Consider the following 16,651-nt stretch of genomic DNA (forward strand, 5'->3'; position numbering starts at 1 on the left):
TTGTGTAAGGCGTGGTTTTAGCCCTCGTTGCACTTAAATTCCTTCGGTCGTAAAAGCACGAGGGTGCGCCTACTTACGAGCGTTCTCCGTTTCAATGATCTGATCCAGCATTGCCTCTGCGGCCAGCGGACCACGAGAACGAGACCAGGTGTCCTGCTCCACGTCCACGATATCCTTCACCACATCCTTATATGGGCTGGACTTAAAGCCCTCGATGTCGTTGTACAAGTACATCCGATCCAGCTTCATTGAGGGGAGCTTATCACCCGTCATTTCGGCAACGTCAGTCTTGGACTCGATAGCGGTACGGGAACCGTCGTAGCCGTAGACGTAGCCGGCGTCAGAAAGAAGAGAGCCTGCGAAAGAATCCTTGATCCAGGTGTAGAGAGTGCCCTTCGACCATCCGACCAGCGCTGCACGAGTGTTCGGCTTGACGAGCTTCTTTGCCTCTTCGACCTTGTCTTCGATACGCTCACGCAGTTCCTTAGCTTTATCCTCCTTGCCCAGCTTCTTTGCGATGTCATCCATGGAGTCAAGGACGTCGGTGTAGCTGGCGTCGCTGTAGGACTTCGTCTCTGCAATTTCCTCCAGCTGCGGCATGATCGATTCCTGTCGCGTTGGGCTAGCGAGGATCAGGTCGGGTTCAAGAGACTGAATGACCTCCAGGTTTGGCTGTTTTGCCTGGCCAACCGATTCGATGCCCTCGAGCTTGCCCTCCAGAGTTTTCGGCCCGGCGGACTTGCCGATCTCTACAATGCCGACAGGCTTTACGCCCAGCGCCTCAAGGATTTCCTCATATCGCCAGTCCAGCGCGACCACCCGTGGCTCGCCGTCTTTACCGCCTCCGCCGTTGTCACCGTCACCGGAGCCACAGGCAACGAGGGCCGTGGCTCCGAGAATCGTCGCGACGAGGAGAGCCAGGGCGCGACGTAAAGAGCCGCGCTGAGAGTTTCGAGAATTCATCATTCCGCAGACACTACCAGACTTAGGTTCACCTAAGCAAGGTAAACCTACCTTGCCAGGTCTAGGGCGATTGCCGAGATTCTTCCCACCTGTTAGCGAATGTTGCTGCCCCACCGTTGGCGCACGTTGCTTTCTCGGCCACTAGCAGACGTTGTTCCCCCACCGTTAGTGCACATTGCTGTCCCAACCGCTAGCAGACGTTCTGCGGGCCCTCGTGGTCGGCGTGGCTGGCGCGCTCCACCTGAATCGTGGCGTGCGCGATCCCCCGCTCCTGCAGAGCGGCCTGTGCCGCGCACAGCACCGCGGCCGGGTCGCGGCCTTCCGGAACCACCAAATGCACCGACGCCAACGCGCTCGTACCATCCAGCGACCACAGGTGGAGATCGTGCACGTCCAGCACACCGTCGACTTGTCGCAGCAGAGCATCGACCTCAGCGGGCTGGTAACCCGGAGGCGCCTGCTCGAGCAGAATGCGCAAGGCCTGCATCATCAGCTGCCAGGCGCGCGGCAACACCAGTGCGGCAATCACCAGCGAGGCGATAACATCCGCATACTGCCAGCCGGTCAGAATGATCACGCCACCCGCCACTAGCACCGCGACGGAACCCAACATATCCGCCAGCACGTGCAGGAATGCACCCTGGACATTGACGGAATGCTCCCGCTGGCGGTTCAAGATCCACGCGGAAATGATGTTGGCTAGCAGGCCGATCACCGCGACGATCATCATCGGGCCGGCCATAATCTCCACCGGCTCGCTGAGGCGCTGGAACGCCTCGACCACGATCCAAGCGGAGATTCCCAACACGGTGACCGCATTAACAAGCGCGGCGAGCACCTCCACCCGCCGATAGCCGAATGTCGCTTGCGCGGTTGCGGACCTGCGGCCGATGAAAATGGCGACGACCGCAATGATTAGGCCGGCGGCGTCCGAAAGCATGTGCATCGCATCGGCGAGCAACGCGACGGAGCCGGTGATCAGACCGCCGATCAGCTCTGCAAAGAAAACTGTGCCAGTGACGCCCAGCACGATGAGCAGCGCGCGCAGCGGAGCATCCGTCGGCGCGTGGGAGTGCGAATGCCCGTGCGAATGCCCGTGGCCAGAGTCGTGGGAATGTGCATGGCCGGAATCGTGCGAATGTGCATAGCCACCCTCAGATACGCCGGCGGGCGCGGGCGCGCCGCCAGCGGTCGACGCGGGCGCGCCGCCAGCGGTCGACGCGGGCGCGCCGCCAGCCGCGGACGCGCTGGAACGCAAAGAACCGTGGCGGTGCACGTCGGCACCACCACGGTCCTGTGGTTGTTGCTGAGCTGCACTTGCGGGGTCGTTCATACCCTCACTTTAGGCAGCCACATCCCTTATTGGCAACTTACTGAAAACAAAGACGGGGGCCAGAACGGCTCGCCATTGGCGGCCGGAACATGGGCTCCCCGCTAAACAGATTCCAAATTCAGAATCCCTAAACTTGGAAATCTAGAGCATTCAGTTATTCAGCCAGACCGCTTTACGCAGGCCGTTTCGGCCGAGCCGTTTCGACCGAGCCGTATCGGTCGGGTAGCTTCGGTCGGGCAGTTTCGACCGAGCCGCTTCAGCCGGGCCACTTTAGGCAGTCTCGGCGCGAGCGTCGACCTTGACCCAGCTCATCAGGTCGCGCAGCTTGGCGCCGGTCTTCTCGATCTCGTGATCGTTGTAGGAAGCGCGCAGCTCCTCCAGCTCCTTGTTGCCACCCTCAACGTTGGCAACCAGGCGCTTGGTGAAGGTGCCGTCCTGAATGTCGGTCAGGATGTCCTTCATGCGCTTCTTGGTGTCCGCATCGATGACGCGCGGGCCGGACAGGTAGCCACCGAACTCTGCCGTGTCAGACACGGAGTAGTTCATGTTGCCGATGCCACCCTCGAACATCAGATCCACGATCAGCTTCATCTCGTGCAGGCACTCGAAGTAGGCCATCTCCGGCTCGTAGCCAGCCTCGACCAGAACTTCGAAACCGGTCTTGATCAGTTCTTCGGTGCCACCACACAGAACGGCCTGCTCGCCGAACAGGTCGGTAACGGTCTCCGCTTCGAAGGTCGTCGGGATCACGCCGGCGCGTGCACCACCGATGGCGGCTGCATAGGACAGAGCCAGGTCGCGGCCGTTGTTCTTCGGGTTCTGCTCAACGGCGATCAGGCACGGAACGCCCTTGCCGTCGACGAACTGGCGGCGAACCAGGTGGCCCGGACCCTTCGGGGCAACCATGCCGATGATGATGTTGTCGGCCGGCTCGATCAGCTTGAAGTGGATGTTCAGGCCGTGGCCGAAGAACAGTGCGTCGCCGTCGTTCAGGTTCGGCTCGATGTCCTCGGCGAAGATCTTCGCCTGGGAGGTGTCCGGAGCCAGCAGCATGATCACGTCTGCCCACTCCGCAGCCTCTGCGTTGGTCTTCACGGTAAAGCCGGCTTCCTCAGCCTTGGCGCGGGACTTGGAGCCCTCACGCAGGCCGATGACGACCTCCACGCCAGACTCGCGCAGGTTCTGGGCGTGTGCGTGACCCTGAGAGCCGTAGCCGATGATGGCTACCTTGCGGCCCTGAATGATGGACAGATCAGCGTCGTCGTCGTAAAAAACATCAATTGCCATGGGGAGCTTCCTTTCGTTGACTGTCTACCTTTATAGCAGATTCTATTTCATTTAGTGAGACTTTTGCGTCCACATAGTGAACTGTTGCGGGCTGTTGCCCTCTTTCGTAGGTAGTGACGCCCACCCGGCTGCAAGCTGAAGGCGTCACCAAAGAACCTAGAGATTCGCCGGGTACATGGCGCGGGGACCGCGACTAATCGCAGTCGGAGACGCCTCGACAAGCTCGCGAATCCCGAACGGCTCCAAAACGTCCAGCAGAGCCTGCAGCTTCGACGGCGTGCCGGTGCACTCGATGATCACCGACTCCGGACCGACGTCCACCACGTGCGCGCGGAACAGCTTCGCGGACTCCACCACCTGCGTGCGGTTCGCGTTGTCAGCGGAAACCTTCACCATCATCAGGCCGCGGGAGACGATGGTCTCCGGGTCGTGGCGCGTGACCTTAATAACGGGGATCAGTTTGTTCAGCTGCTTCGTGATCTGCTCCACCACGTGATCCTCGCCCTCGACGATGATGGTGATGCGATTAATCCCCTCGACCTCCGTGCGACCAGAGCTGATCGACAGGATATTAAACGCGCGGCGGGTAAACATGCCGGAGATTCGCGAGATGATGCCGTCGACGTCCTCACACAGGACGGACAGGGTGTGGACCTGTACCTTGTTCGTGCTCATTAGTCTTCTTCACCTTCCTGGGTGACCTCGTGGATCTCCGCGGGCGATTCTGCCGCCGAGGATTCCTCGTCGAACAGCGGCCGCAGGTTGCGTGCGTACTGGATTTCCTCGTTGGACGTGCCGGCGGCGACCATCGGCCACACCTGCGCGTCCTCGCCGACGATGAAGTCGATGACGACGGGGCGGTCGTTGATCTCTTCAGCCTTGCGGATGGTCGGCTCTACATCCTCTGGCTTAGTGACGCGGAACGCCGCGCAGCCCATGGACTCAGCCAACATCAGGAAGTCCGGCAGGTAAGTCTCCCCCGGCTTCAGGTTGGTGTGGGAGTACCGCTGGTCGTAGAACAGCGTCTGCCACTGGCGGACCATGCCGAGGTTTCCGTTGTTAATGAGGGCGACCTTGATCGGCAGCTTTTCCACCGCGCAAGTGACGAGCTCCTGGTTAGTCATTTGGAAGCAGCCGTCGCCGTCGATGGCCCAGACGGAAGTGTCCGGCTTGCCGGCCTTTGCACCCATGGCAGCGGGCACAGAGTAGCCCATCGTGCCGAGACCACCGGAGTTCAGCCAGGTGCGCGGGTTTTCGTAGTCCACGAACTGCGCCGCCCACATCTGGTGCTGCCCCACGCCGGCGACGTAGATGGCATCCGGGCCGACGGTCTTGGACAGGGTCTCGATGACGTACTGCGGGGCGAGCTTGCCGTTGGGCTGCTCGTCGTAGCCGCGGGGGAAGTCCTGCTTCAGCTTGTTGAGGTAGTTCAGCCAGCCGGCGGTGGCGGGCTTCTTCAGGTCCAGGTTCCGCATCGCCTGGTGGAGTGCGGAGAGTACCTCGCGGGCGTCGCCGACGATAGGCACGTTGGCTTCGCGGATCTTGCCGATCTCCGCCGGGTCGATGTCGGCGTGGATGACCTTCGCGTCCGGGGCGAAACTATCCACGTGGCCGGTGACGCGGTCGTCGAAGCGGGCGCCGATGGTGATCAGCAGGTCGGAGCGCTGCAGGGCTGCGACCGCCGGGACACTTCCGTGCATGCCGGGCATGCCCATGTACAGCGGGTGGGAGGCCGGGAAGCTGCCCAGTGCCATGAGGGTGGTGACGACTGGGATGTCGTTGGCTTCTGCGAATTCCAGCAGTTCTGCGTGCGCTTCTGCCTTGATCGCGCCGCCGCCGACGTACAGCGTCGGGCGCTTCGCCGCGCTGATCATGCGCACGGCTTCCTCTACCTGGCGCGGGTGCGGGCTGGTGACCGGACGGTAGCCGGGCAGCTCGTACTTCGGCGGCCAGTTGAATTCCAGCTCTGCGTTCTGAACGTCCTTCGGGATGTCCACCAGCACCGCGCCGGGGCGGCCGGTGGAAGCCACATGGAAAGCCTCGGCGATAGCGCCGGGGATGTCCTCGGGGCGGGTCACCATGAAGTTGTGCTTGGTGATCGGCATGGTCACGCCGCGAATGTCCGCCTCCTGGAAGGCGTCAGTACCTAAAAGACCCTTACCGACCTGGCCAGTGATGGCGACCAGAGGCACCGAGTCCATGTTGGCATCGGCGATGGGGGTTACCAGGTTCGTTGCACCCGGGCCGGAAGTTGCGATGCACACGCCGACGCGGCCGGTGGCCTGGGCGTAGCCGGTGGCGGCGTGGCCGGCGCCCTGCTCGTGGCGGACAAGGATGTGGTTCAGCTTCTCGGAGTCGTACAGCGCCTCGTAGAGCGGCAGCACAGCACCTCCGGGCAGGCCGAATACGACATCGGTGCCTAGCTCTTCTAGGGAGCGGACTACGGCCTGTGCGCCGTTAATTCGCTCTGGCCGCTTGCCGCGGGGGTTGTTCGCCAAGGTGGCGGGGCTGGGTTGCGAGCGTGATGTGTGTGTCACGTTTTCCTTCGCTCCTTGAGTCCTGGAATCCGTCCTGCCTTCAATTCTCTGTCTCTTTCGCTTCCCGTTTGACCGCCACGCGCCGCGCCGTACGGCGCGCGCCACGCGCCTCAACGTCTGCCTCAGCAAGCGCTGCGCAGTTTGCGCCTCAGCGCTGCGCATCAACGCAGCGCCAAGCAGCGCTCTGCAGTGCCCCGCAGTGCCACGCGCATCAGCGCCACGCATTGCCACGCGGCGCACGCCGCAGCGTTCGCGCTTCGGCGAGCTGGCGTCACCAGGAAGCGATAGAGCCGAAAATCTTCGGTGTGGAATCGCTTGTTCGGTTAGGTGCATGTCCTCCACACAACAAAAGCCCCCAACTTGCCGACGCTGCTGCGTCAGTTGTCGGGGGCGCCGTGTCGAGCTCGACGAGGTAGCTATTGGCGCCCCTCGATAATGAGTACTCGTACTAGTTGCGTGAATTCCATGGCTCTAAATTTAGCGGCTTTCGCGAAAGTAGTCAAGCCGTTGACCACTCGTTTCCCAAAGTATGATGCCCCCGTCTCACCTACTGGACAGCCCAAAACGCCCCCGACCTGTACTTCATCCCTCCCGCACCCCCGGCCTCCCTCCGGTTTCTCTCTCCCCGATCTCCCCGGCTCCCCTGAGCTTCCCCCTCCAGTTCCCATCCGCGGCTTCCCTCCGGTTCCCCTCTGGCACTCAGCCTCAGCGCAACCGAAACTCCAATGTCCTCCCGGTCGCCACGCACCCGGCGGCGCGGTTACCCCGGTTGCTCCGGCGCAGAAGCCACGGTCGCCCCGGCGCGCAGTGCGCGCGTCTGAACGCGACCCGTGAATCCGACTGGGAACCCCGTCTGGAAACGAATCAGAATCGGGTCAGAATCTGGTCAAAACTTGGTCAGAATCCCGTCCGAATCCTGGCGGAGCACTCTCCCCGATCGTTTCCGGGACTACGGTGGGGAAGCATGTTGAAGTTCTATGCTTTCCAGCTCTGGGAATGGGTGGTCGTCCACGGCCTTCCCTTGACTGCACTGGTCATTATCGCAATTTTGATCCCCCGCGTGGGGCGTTTGGCGATTCGCATTGTCAGCAACCGCTTCGATGAGAGCGAGGAGGCCACCAAATCCCGCCTCGCCCTGGTCGGAGCGTTGGTGTACGTGCTGCAAGCGATTGCGTACTTCGCCATCATCATGCTGGGTCTGACGAACCTGGGCGTCCCCGCTATGGGTGCCGCCCTGCCCGCAACCGTCGTCTCAGCTGCTATTGGTTTCGGCGCACAGAACGTGATCGGCGATTTCCTCGCGGGGTTCTTCATCATCTCGGAGCGTCAGTTCGGCGTGGGCGACTTTGTTGCCTTCGACGGCACGTCCAGTGACATTTCGGGCACGGTAGTGGGGCTGACGTTGCGCGCGACGAAGGTCCGTACGGCCTCCGGCGAGGTGGTGACGATCCCGAACGGTTCCGCGGGTGTGATCACGAACTATTCCCAGGATTGGTCGCGGGCGGTGGTGGACTTGGCGGTTCCTCTGCAGCCGGGCGAGTCCATGTCGCAGCTGACGGATCGCGTGGAGGCCACGGCTGCGAAGGCTCTGGGGGATCCGACTATCGCCGGGGACGTCACCGGCGAGCTGGAGGTTCTGCCAGCTACGGATATCGTCGCCCCCACTGCGGCGGGTCAGTCGTGGCAGGTGAACTTCCGAGTGATGGTCGTGGTGAACCCGGCGCGCCAGTGGGCTGTGGAGCGTGTTTTGCGCTCGGCGCTGGTGAATGTGTTCTGGGATCGTTACGACATGCCGCGGGTCTTTCTCGAGGGTTCTGACGCCCACTCCTCCCCCGTCGCCGATCCCAGGAAGGCTGTGGCGGCGGAGTCCGCGCTGGCGCCTACGGAGGTCCTTCCCGCCCAGCACGCGTCGAGCGACCGGTCGGCCTCAACCACTGCTGCTTTGCAGAGCGGCTCCGCAGGAACCGCCGCTTCAGTGACCGGTGACGGCGACGGAGACAAGGAGCGCAGGGCCGCTTCTGCTAGCAGTTCTGCACCAGTAGGCCGATCCGCACCCGTGGACAAAGCTTTAGCGACACGCGGAACCGCGTCGGCGCACGAAACTGCCACCGTGGATACTGCCGCCATGGATGCGGTGCAGGCGGAAGGAGCTGACCGAGCCAGCCAGCTCGCGCAGCCCGGCCAGACTGCACAGGGTGAAAAAACTGGTCAGCCCACGGAGGCTCCCACGACTGACGGCCCTGGCCAGACTGAACCGGCTGACGGACCCGGCCAGGCGGCACCGGCCGACGGCCCCGGAGTCCGTCCCCTCGACAGCGATGGAACCATCGGGCGGACGCATTCGGTTCCCTCGCAGGACTCCCACTCCGCCGCAAGCCCCAACACCACCTCCAGGTCTGACGGCGATGCCGGCGCGGCAGCCGGCACTGACGGTGCAGGCCGCGCTGGCGATGGAAGCGGCGTGAATGACCGTGAAGAGAATGCAGGTGAAGAGGATGCCGACGAAGAGAAGGAGAAGTTCCAAGGCATCTGGCGCAACGAGGAACACTCCTCCAAGTTCAAGAGGATCATGAGCGTCGGTGGCCGCACCCGCCCCTCCACCACCGGGCTGATCCTGGCGCTGCTGCTAGTCGGCGGCCTGGCGCTAGCCTCCTCGAACCCAGAGGGGGGAGACACCGGCTGGCTCTCCCCCGACTACTGGCGCGACCGCCCCTCTAACAGTGCATCCACCGAAGACTCCGAGAACTCCGAAGCAAACGATCCATCCGGCGAAAACGCCACCGGCCAGAACAACCCCACCGCTGACCCGAACTCCGACCCGAACTCCAGCGGAAACACTGACGGCAACACCGACGGAAACGCCAACTCAAACCCTGGCGGCAACGCTGGCGGCAACACCGACGGAAACGCTGGCTCAAACTCAGGTGCAAACTCCGATCAAAGCGCCAACTCGAACCCCGGCGGAAACGACGGATCACCCAACGGGACAGCAAATGAGCCAAACAGCAACTCCAGTGGCAACAATCCCAACAGCGGAAATGGTGGCGTCCAGAATAATTCCAACAACAGCGGCACCGGCGGCAACAGCATGAACGGCGCTGCGCCCCGCGCTATGGGTGCGATGGGTGCGCCCAATGCGACCGACACCACCCATGGCTGATTAAATGAACACCATGAACTCGAAGGTTTTCCACCCCAGCCGCGAACACATCCTCGGCGGGTTCGTCATGTTCCTGATCTGCCTGCTATTCACGGGCTATAAGGTCGCCTGGTTTTTCTGGGTTCCGCTAGTGCCGCTAGTGTTTATCCTGTGGACTTTGTGGGTACGGACCACCGTGTCCGACAAAGCCATCACCACGCGCTACCTCTTCCGCGCAGGCAAAACCATGCAGTGGGAAGACTTCCGCGCGCTCCGCTTCAACCGAGCCGGACGCGCCTACGCCGTAGACAACCAGGAGAACAGCATCTGGCTGCCGGGCGTGACCTTTAACTCCCTGATCGACCTGCACAAGGTCAGCAGCGGACGAATCCCCGACCCCGTCAGCCCAGCCCGCGCAGCCACGGACGACAAGGTGCAAGTCGTCAACAAGGAGGGCTACGCCGTACTCATGGACAAGGACGAGTACAAGGAATACGAAAAGCAGCGCCGCCGCGAAGCGGGAGTCGATGCGCCGGACGCCGCCGCACCGGACGCCGACGCGCAAAACACAAGCGCCCCAGAAAGGGACAACACCAGCAGCTGACCGCCCGGCTCGTGCTTAAGCTTTGCCGCGCTAACCAGCAAACGGCAAAACAAGAAATCACAGGAAAAGACTTTTCCGGAATAAGAACTCCAGAGTAGGAACAACAAGAAGAGAGCCGTGAACAGTATGAACGCCATCCCATTGAGATCCGCCGTCACCACCCAGGGCCGCAACGCCGCCGGCGCCCGCGCCCTGTGGCGTGCTACAGGCATGACGGACCAGGACTTCGAGAAGCCCATCATCGCCATCGCGAACTCGTACACGCAGTTTGTGCCGGGTCACGTGCACCTGAAGGACGTGGGAGACATCGTCGCTGACGCCATCCGCGAAGCCGGCGGCGTACCCCGCGAGTTCAACACCATCGCCGTCGACGACGGTATCGCTATGGGGCACGCAGGCATGCTCTACTCGCTGCCCAGCCGCGAGGTTATTTCTGACGCCGTCGAATACATGGTCAACGGCCACGCCGCCGATGCGCTGGTGTGCATCTCCAACTGCGACAAGATCACGCCCGGCATGCTGAACGCCGCCATGCGTCTGAACATCCCGGTGGTGTTCGTCTCCGGCGGGCCGATGGAGGCTGGCAAAACGGTGGCAGTTGATGGTGTCGTACAGGCTCCGACGGATCTGATTACCGCCATCTCCGCCTCCGCGTCCGACAAAGTCGACGCGCAGGCGCTGCTGGAGGTTGAGTCCGCCGCCTGCCCGACGTGTGGCTCCTGCTCCGGCATGTTCACCGCCAACTCGATGAACTGTCTGACCGAGGCGCTTGGCCTGTCCCTGCCGGGCAATGGTTCCACCTTGGCGACTCACGCCAAACGGCGCGACCTGTTCACCAAGGCTGGCACCACCATCGTTGAACTGTGCCACCGCTACTACGGCGAGGGAGACGCCTCCGTCCTGCCGCGGAACATCGCCACCCGCGAGGCCTTCGAGAACGCAATGGCACTGGACATGGCCATGGGCGGATCCTCCAACACCGTGCTGCACATCCTCGCGGCCGCCCAGGAGGGTGAGATCGACTTCGACCTGCACTCCATCGACCAACTGTCCCGCGAAGTGCCGTGCCTGTCGAAGGTGTCCCCGAACTCCGACTACCACATGGAAGACGTTCACCGCGGAGGCGGCATCCCCGCCATCCTCGGCGAGCTCTACCGCGCCGGCAAGCTGAACGAAGGCGTTCACTCCGTTCACTCCGCCACGCTGAAGGAATGGCTGCTGTCCTGGGACATCCGCTCCGGGGCTGCAACTGAGGAAGCCATCGAACTGTTCCACGCCGCCCCCGGCGGAGTCCGCACGACCGAGCCGTTCAGCACTGAGAACCGTTGGTCCAGCCTGGACACCGATGCAGAGGGTGGCGTCATTCGCGATGTAGAGCATGCGTACACCGCCGATGGCGGCCTGGTTGTCCTCCGCGGCAACCTCGCCGAAGACGGCGCCGTAATCAAGGCCGCGGGTGTTGATCCGTCTATCTGGCACTTCGAAGGCAAGGCACTAGTCGTCGAATCCCAAGAAGAAGCCGTGCGAGTGATCCTGGACAAGAAGGTCAAGCCGGGTCACGTCGTGGTCGTGCGCTACGAAGGCCCCGCCGGCGGCCCGGGAATGCAGGAAATGTTGCACCCGACCGCCTTCCTCAAGGGTGCGGGGCTCGGCAAGGAGTGCGCGCTGATCACCGACGGTCGCTTCTCCGGCGGCACGTCCGGGCTGTCCGTCGGACACATCTCCCCCGAAGCCGCGCACGGCGGCCTGATCGGCCTGGTCCGCGACGGCGATCCGATCACCATCGACGTGCACGAGCGCCGATTGGAGCTGAACGTCTCCGACGAGGAGATCGTGCGCCGCCGCTCCGAGATGGAGGCTTCCGACAAGCCGTGGACTCCCACCACTCGCCAGCGGAAGGTCACCAAGGCGCTGCGCGCTTATGCCGCGATGGCAACCTCCGCTGACCGCGGAGCCGTCCGCGAGGTGAAGTAACCCCAGCGGGCGCGTGCCCTCCACACATCCAGCCGTACGCTGCAGCCAGCACGCCCCCTTAACGGTGGCGCTGCCGCCCCGCCCCGGCCACAAGATCTGGCTTCGAGCGCCCGGCCGACTTCTCCGGCGGCGCTGCCGCCCCGCCCCGGCCTACATCTCCGGAACACGGCCTTCCGCCCGGCCGGCAGCGCTGACGTCCCGCACAGCCGGTATCCCCGGGGTCGCGGCCTCCTGGACGGCCGTAGGCTGGAGGGCATGCATGATTCACACATCCAGCCCGAGGCAGAACGCGCAGAGACCAATGCAGTCGAGGCTGACAGCGCCCGCGGCGACAGCGCCCGCGGCGGCCGCGCTCGCGGCGACAGCGCTCGCGGCAGCGCTGGCGACGACGGGATGATCCACGTCCGCGACGCACACTTGCGCAACCTCAAGCACCAGGACGTCTCGCTGCCCCGTAACGCCCTGGTGGCGGTGACGGGCGTATCCGGCTCGGGGAAATCTTCGCTGGCGTTTGGCACGCTGCATGGGGAGGCTCAGCGGCGGTACCTGGAATCCGTCGCGCCGTTCGCGCGCCGGCTCATTGGCGGAGCCGTCGACCCACGCGTGGGGTCCGTGGAGGGGCTGCCGCCGACTGTCGCGCTGCAGCAGGGGGCGCAGGCGGGCGGGGCGCGCTCGACGGTGGGGACAGTTTCAAATCTGTCGAACACGATCCGCCTGCTGTATTCCCGCTGCGGCGATTACCCGGCGGAAGTGCGCGAACGCCACGGCGGGCGTCTGGACTCGGACAGCTTCTCCCCTAATACGACGGCGGGGATGTGCCCGGAGTGTCAGGGCACGGCAGTGGTGCATGAGCCGACGGAGGAGTCCATGGTTCCGGACCCGTCGCTTTCCATCGACGAGGGCGCTATCGCCGCTTGGCCCGGCGCGTGGTTGGGGAAGAACTTCCACGATATTGTCGCGGAGCTCGGCTTCCCTATGGACATTCCGTGGCGAGACATCCCGCGGGCCGACCGGGATTGGATCCTTTTCACGGACGAGCGGCCGGTGGTGACGATCCACCCCCACCGGGGTGCGGATCAGATTCAGCGGACGTATGAGGGCACTTGGCGTTCGGTGGCCTCTTATCTGCGGAAGACGTTGGCGGAGACGGGTTCCGATTCCACGCGACGCCGCGTCCTGTCGTTTATGAAGTCTTCCCGCTGTGGGGTGTGTGATGGTCGTCGCCTTATTGTCGACGCCCTTTCCGTGGAATACCTCGACCTTCCCATCGATCGCCTTGGGGCGCTTCCTTTGGAAGACGTTCTCTCTCGCTTCGCCGAGCGCCGCGGCTCTATGCTCGCAGACACTGCCCGCGGTCAGGCCGATCTCTACGCCACAACTGGGCGAAGAATAGCGCAGCACGCCCCAGCACAGCAAGAGGCCACGAGGCGAGAGGCAACCGAAACTTCAGTAACTTCAGACACTGAAGCCACAGAGGATGCTGCGGAATCCCCCGCCAGCGCGGAGGCCGAGCGGATTCTGCTGGAACAGGCGATCCCTACGCTGGAGTCTGTGGTGGATCTCGGTTTGGGGCACCTGAGCCTGGATCGTGCCACTTCCACCCTGTCGGCGGGTGAGCTGCAGCGGCTGCGGTTGGCGTCCCAGCTGCGGTCGGGACTTTTCGGAGTGGCATACGTTCTGGACGAGCCGTCCGCGGGTCTGCACCCCGAGGAGCGCCGCGCAGTGATGCGGCTAGTCCGAGGTTTCCTGGACGCGGGCAACAGTGTCCTACTGGTCGAACACGACATGCACCTGGTTGCGGAGGCCGACTGGATCGTCGACGTCGGCCCCGGCGCAGGCGAACTCGGCGGGGAGATCCTCTACTCCGGCCCGGCTAAGTCCCAAAACCCGACCAAACTCCGGGACCCGAACGCCTACCAGGCTGAGAGTTGCTGCCCGGCCCCATCCCAAGGCTCAGCGACCACTGCCGCTGCTGTCGGGGATCCCAGCCAGGGCACATTCCAGATCCCGTCCGAAAGCGCGGGCCTGGCGGGGCTGGACTGCCCCACCGGACGAGCCCTCGCCGCCGGGCCGCTGAAACTGACCACCGACGCCGAAGCGCGCACCCCCTCCGGCACACTCAGCCTCACGGACATCAACGAGCGCACCCTGAACAGCCTCGACGTGGAATTCGGCCTCGGCACGTTTACCGCTATCACGGGAGTCTCGGGCTCCGGCAAGTCCACGCTCCTGTACACGCTGGCCAACTCACTGCGCGAACGGGTGAAGACATCGGTCGACGACGGAGACGTGGCGTCCAAAAGTAAAGGCCCCGAAGAAGAAACAGACTCCGCAAGAGCAGCAACGGCCAAACTCAGCGCAGACCTTAACTCAGACATTGCCATCAACCGGTTGGTGCAAATCTCACAGAAGCCCATCGGCCGAACCCCCAGATCCTGCCTCGCAACGTACACCGGACTATTCGACCGCGTGCGGAAACTCTTCGCACAGACCGACGAAGCGAAGCGGCGCGGCTGGACCGTTTCCCGGTTCTCGTACAACGTCACCCAAGGACGCTGCCCCACCTGCAGCGGCGAAGGGCAGATTGAAGTCGAGCTAGTGTTCCTGCCCGGCAGCTACACTCCCTGCCCCGACTGTCACGGCGCGCGCTATAACGCTGAAACGCTGGAAGTCACCTGGAACGGCCGGACAATCGCGGACGTGCTGGAGCTCACCATCGCTGAAGCACGGGAGGTCTTCGCCGACGAAGAGGCAATCGCCCGAGCTCTGCGGGCTCTGTCGGCTGTGGGGTTGGATTACCTCCGGCTCGGCCAGCCGGCCACGGAGCTTTCCGGCGGCGAAGCCCAGCGGATCAAGTTGGCTACAGAGCTGCAGCGGGCTCAGCGGGGGCATACCGTGTACCTCATGGATGAGCCGACCACCGGCCTGCACCCGGCGGATGTGGATTTGCTTGTGACGGAACTCCAGCGGTTGGTCGACAACGGGAACACTGTGGTGGTTGTGGAGCATGACATGCGAGTTGCCGCGCAGGCGGACCGGGTGCTCGAAATGGGGCCGGGGGCCGGCGCGCGGGGCGGCCGGGTTGTCGCAGACGGAAGCCCCGCCACGGTGGCTCAGACGGACACCGCGACGGGGCGAGTATTGGCGGAAAGAAGCTAGCTAATTGAACGGGTTTCCTCCGCCGACGCCGAGCCATAGTCCGGCGGTGGCCGCCGCTGCGACTACGAAGAAAATCCAAGCGGACGCCAACGGTCGGGTTGCCCATCCCCTGCTGCGGTCGAGGCTGATCCGGCCGGGGCCGAGGAAGATGAGGCTTATTGACGCCACCGTCAGCGCCGCCCACAGTTGGATGTGAGGGCTCAGGCCGTATGGCCATAGGGTTCCCTGGAAGCTGTCGAGATTGTGGAATGCCATGAAACCGCCGACGACTGTGGCGAGTGCCGCGCCGAAAGGCGTGACGAGGCCGAGGAGCAGTAGCCCGCCGGCAACAACCTCCGCGACCGGGATGCCGATGGCGAGGATATCGGTGAAGTTGTAGTTGCCCAGTTGGCTCTGGAATACGTCGACGCCCGGGTCTCCGCCGAAGGCGAACAGCGTCTGCAGGCCGCGTACCAAGAGGTACGCGCCCAGCACTGCGCGCAGGATGAACAGTCCGAAGCTGGTGGTGCCGCGCTTAACTTCCGCGCCCGCGCCGGCACCCGCCGCGTCGCGGTCTGCGCTCACCGCGTCGTGATCTACCCCAGTCACGCCAGCATCAACAGCCGTGTCAGCGCTGCCAGCCGCGCCCGCGCCAACCACTCCAGCACTAGCAGCCCCAGCGGCCGTATCAGCGCCGCCAGCCGCGCCTGCACCGCCAATCTCAGAACCATCAGACGCGCCGGCAACACCCGCGCCCGCCGCACCCGCGGCAGCGTTGCCATTTTCAGAGCCATCGGTCGTGCCTGCAGCTCCCGCGCCAGCAGCCGCGCCGGTCACACCAGCGCTCGCGGCAGGGGTCGCGCCGTTCTTCGCCTGTCGGATGAAGGCCTGATCGTTGGTTGAAGTGGTGGGCCGCTCCGCCGGGTTGGCGTCATCAACCTTGCCCCAACGATCGGACGCGCCGTTGGCAGCGCCCACATCAGCACCAGCCCCAGCGGGCTGGGAGGCGTCCAGCTTCGACAGATCCACTTCCGGCTCCGGCGGGCGGCTTTCAATGCGCTGCGGACGCGCCCGGCCCAGAACCGCATAAATATCCCGCTTGGCCGGCTTCTCCTCTACAGGAGTTTCAGCCTCTGGAGCCTCTGTCCCTGGAATTTCAGCCGAAGCCTCGGCCGACGTGTCAGTCGACGCACGCTCCGATCCAGTGTTCTTGTTCGGTGCGCTCTCAGCCGTCACAGCGGCCGCAGCGTCCGACTCGGCCGGCTCTGACGTTTTCGCCGACTTCGCCCCTCCCCCGGAAGCCTTCCCCCTCTCTGGAGCTTCGGGCTTAGCATCCCCTGCTGCTGACGCTTCCGCAGTTTCTTCGCCGGCAGTCTCTTCGCCGGGCTTGTCAATCTTGGTCGCCTTGGCGGGAGGTGTGGCGTCCGTGGGCTTCTGCGCGTCCCGACGGTAGACGGGCACGTCGATGTCGTTGTTCAGGTCATCCGCCAGATCATCCGCGGAGTTGCCGAACAAAGCGTCGTCTGGACTGTTGGGCTTCGCGTTGTTATTCACGCACCCCAGACTATTCTGACCAGCGCGATTTCCGCGGGAGGTCGCTCGGCATGTCTTCGATGGCATACTCCATCGGCTGTGTGCCTGCCGAGTTTCCGCGCACCTTTCGACTCCGACGGTCC

The 16,651-nt window shown here is 63.8% G+C and carries 10 protein-coding genes; 4 read left to right on the forward strand and 6 right to left on the reverse strand.

The window, feature by feature from the left end; genetic code table 11:
- Positions 1 to 69: 69 nt before the first annotated feature.
- The 5 genes from L8V00_RS03760 to L8V00_RS03780 all read right to left on the reverse strand — a co-directional run bounded on the left by L8V00_RS03760 (position 70) and on the right by L8V00_RS03780 (position 6,120).
- Positions 70 to 966, reverse strand: a complete 897-nt coding sequence (locus tag L8V00_RS03760) for an ABC transporter substrate-binding protein (protein ID WP_269944255.1) — start codon at positions 964 to 966, stop codon at positions 70 to 72.
- A gap of 187 nt (positions 967 to 1,153) precedes the next feature.
- On the reverse strand, positions 1,154 to 2,011 hold the full coding sequence (locus tag L8V00_RS03765; protein WP_172457308.1) for a cation diffusion facilitator family transporter: 858 nt from the start codon (positions 2,009 to 2,011) through the stop codon (positions 1,154 to 1,156).
- A 555-nt stretch (positions 2,012 to 2,566) separates the two neighbouring features.
- Complete coding sequence (ilvC, locus tag L8V00_RS03770) at positions 2,567 to 3,583, reverse strand: ketol-acid reductoisomerase (protein WP_269944256.1); 1,017 nt, start codon at positions 3,581 to 3,583, stop codon at positions 2,567 to 2,569.
- 156 nt (positions 3,584 to 3,739) lie between these two features.
- Entirely contained in the window at positions 3,740 to 4,258 is a 519-nt protein-coding gene (gene ilvN / locus L8V00_RS03775) for an acetolactate synthase small subunit (protein ID WP_034973946.1), read from the reverse strand.
- Positions 4,258 to 6,120: an acetolactate synthase large subunit gene (locus L8V00_RS03780; protein WP_269944257.1), complete on the reverse strand. Its 1,863-nt coding sequence runs from the start codon at positions 6,118 to 6,120 to the stop codon at positions 4,258 to 4,260. The genes ilvN and L8V00_RS03780 overlap by 1 nt, the downstream gene beginning before the upstream one ends.
- A 964-nt stretch (positions 6,121 to 7,084) precedes the next feature.
- Between L8V00_RS03780 and L8V00_RS03785 the strand changes: the two genes are divergently transcribed.
- From L8V00_RS03785 to L8V00_RS03800, 4 genes are all read left to right on the forward strand, one after another.
- Positions 7,085 to 9,280, forward strand: a complete 2,196-nt coding sequence (locus tag L8V00_RS03785; protein ID WP_269944258.1) for a mechanosensitive ion channel family protein — start codon at positions 7,085 to 7,087, stop codon at positions 9,278 to 9,280.
- A 13-nt stretch (positions 9,281 to 9,293) separates the two neighbouring features.
- Positions 9,294 to 9,863: a PH domain-containing protein gene (locus L8V00_RS03790; RefSeq protein ID WP_239317687.1), complete on the forward strand. Its 570-nt coding sequence runs from the start codon at positions 9,294 to 9,296 to the stop codon at positions 9,861 to 9,863.
- A 126-nt stretch (positions 9,864 to 9,989) separates the two neighbouring features.
- Positions 9,990 to 11,837: a dihydroxy-acid dehydratase gene (ilvD, locus tag L8V00_RS03795; protein ID WP_035003479.1), complete on the forward strand. Its 1,848-nt coding sequence runs from the start codon at positions 9,990 to 9,992 to the stop codon at positions 11,835 to 11,837.
- A gap of 393 nt (positions 11,838 to 12,230) precedes the next feature.
- Positions 12,231 to 14,996 (forward strand): excinuclease ABC subunit UvrA, encoded by a 2,766-nt coding sequence (locus L8V00_RS03800; RefSeq protein WP_269944399.1) that lies wholly within the window; start codon positions 12,231 to 12,233, stop codon positions 14,994 to 14,996.
- Here the strand turns inward: L8V00_RS03800 and L8V00_RS03805 are convergent, their stop codons facing one another.
- Positions 14,997 to 16,529 carry a DoxX family protein gene (locus tag L8V00_RS03805; protein WP_269944259.1) on the reverse strand — a complete coding sequence of 511 codons (1,533 nt, stop codon included), beginning with the start codon at positions 16,527 to 16,529 and terminating at the stop codon, positions 14,997 to 14,999.
- Positions 16,530 to 16,651 lie beyond the last annotated feature (122 nt).

Origin of the sequence: Corynebacterium evansiae, from assembly GCF_027570065.1 — a bacterium.
Lineage (GTDB): Bacteria > Actinomycetota > Actinomycetes > Mycobacteriales > Mycobacteriaceae > Corynebacterium > Corynebacterium evansiae.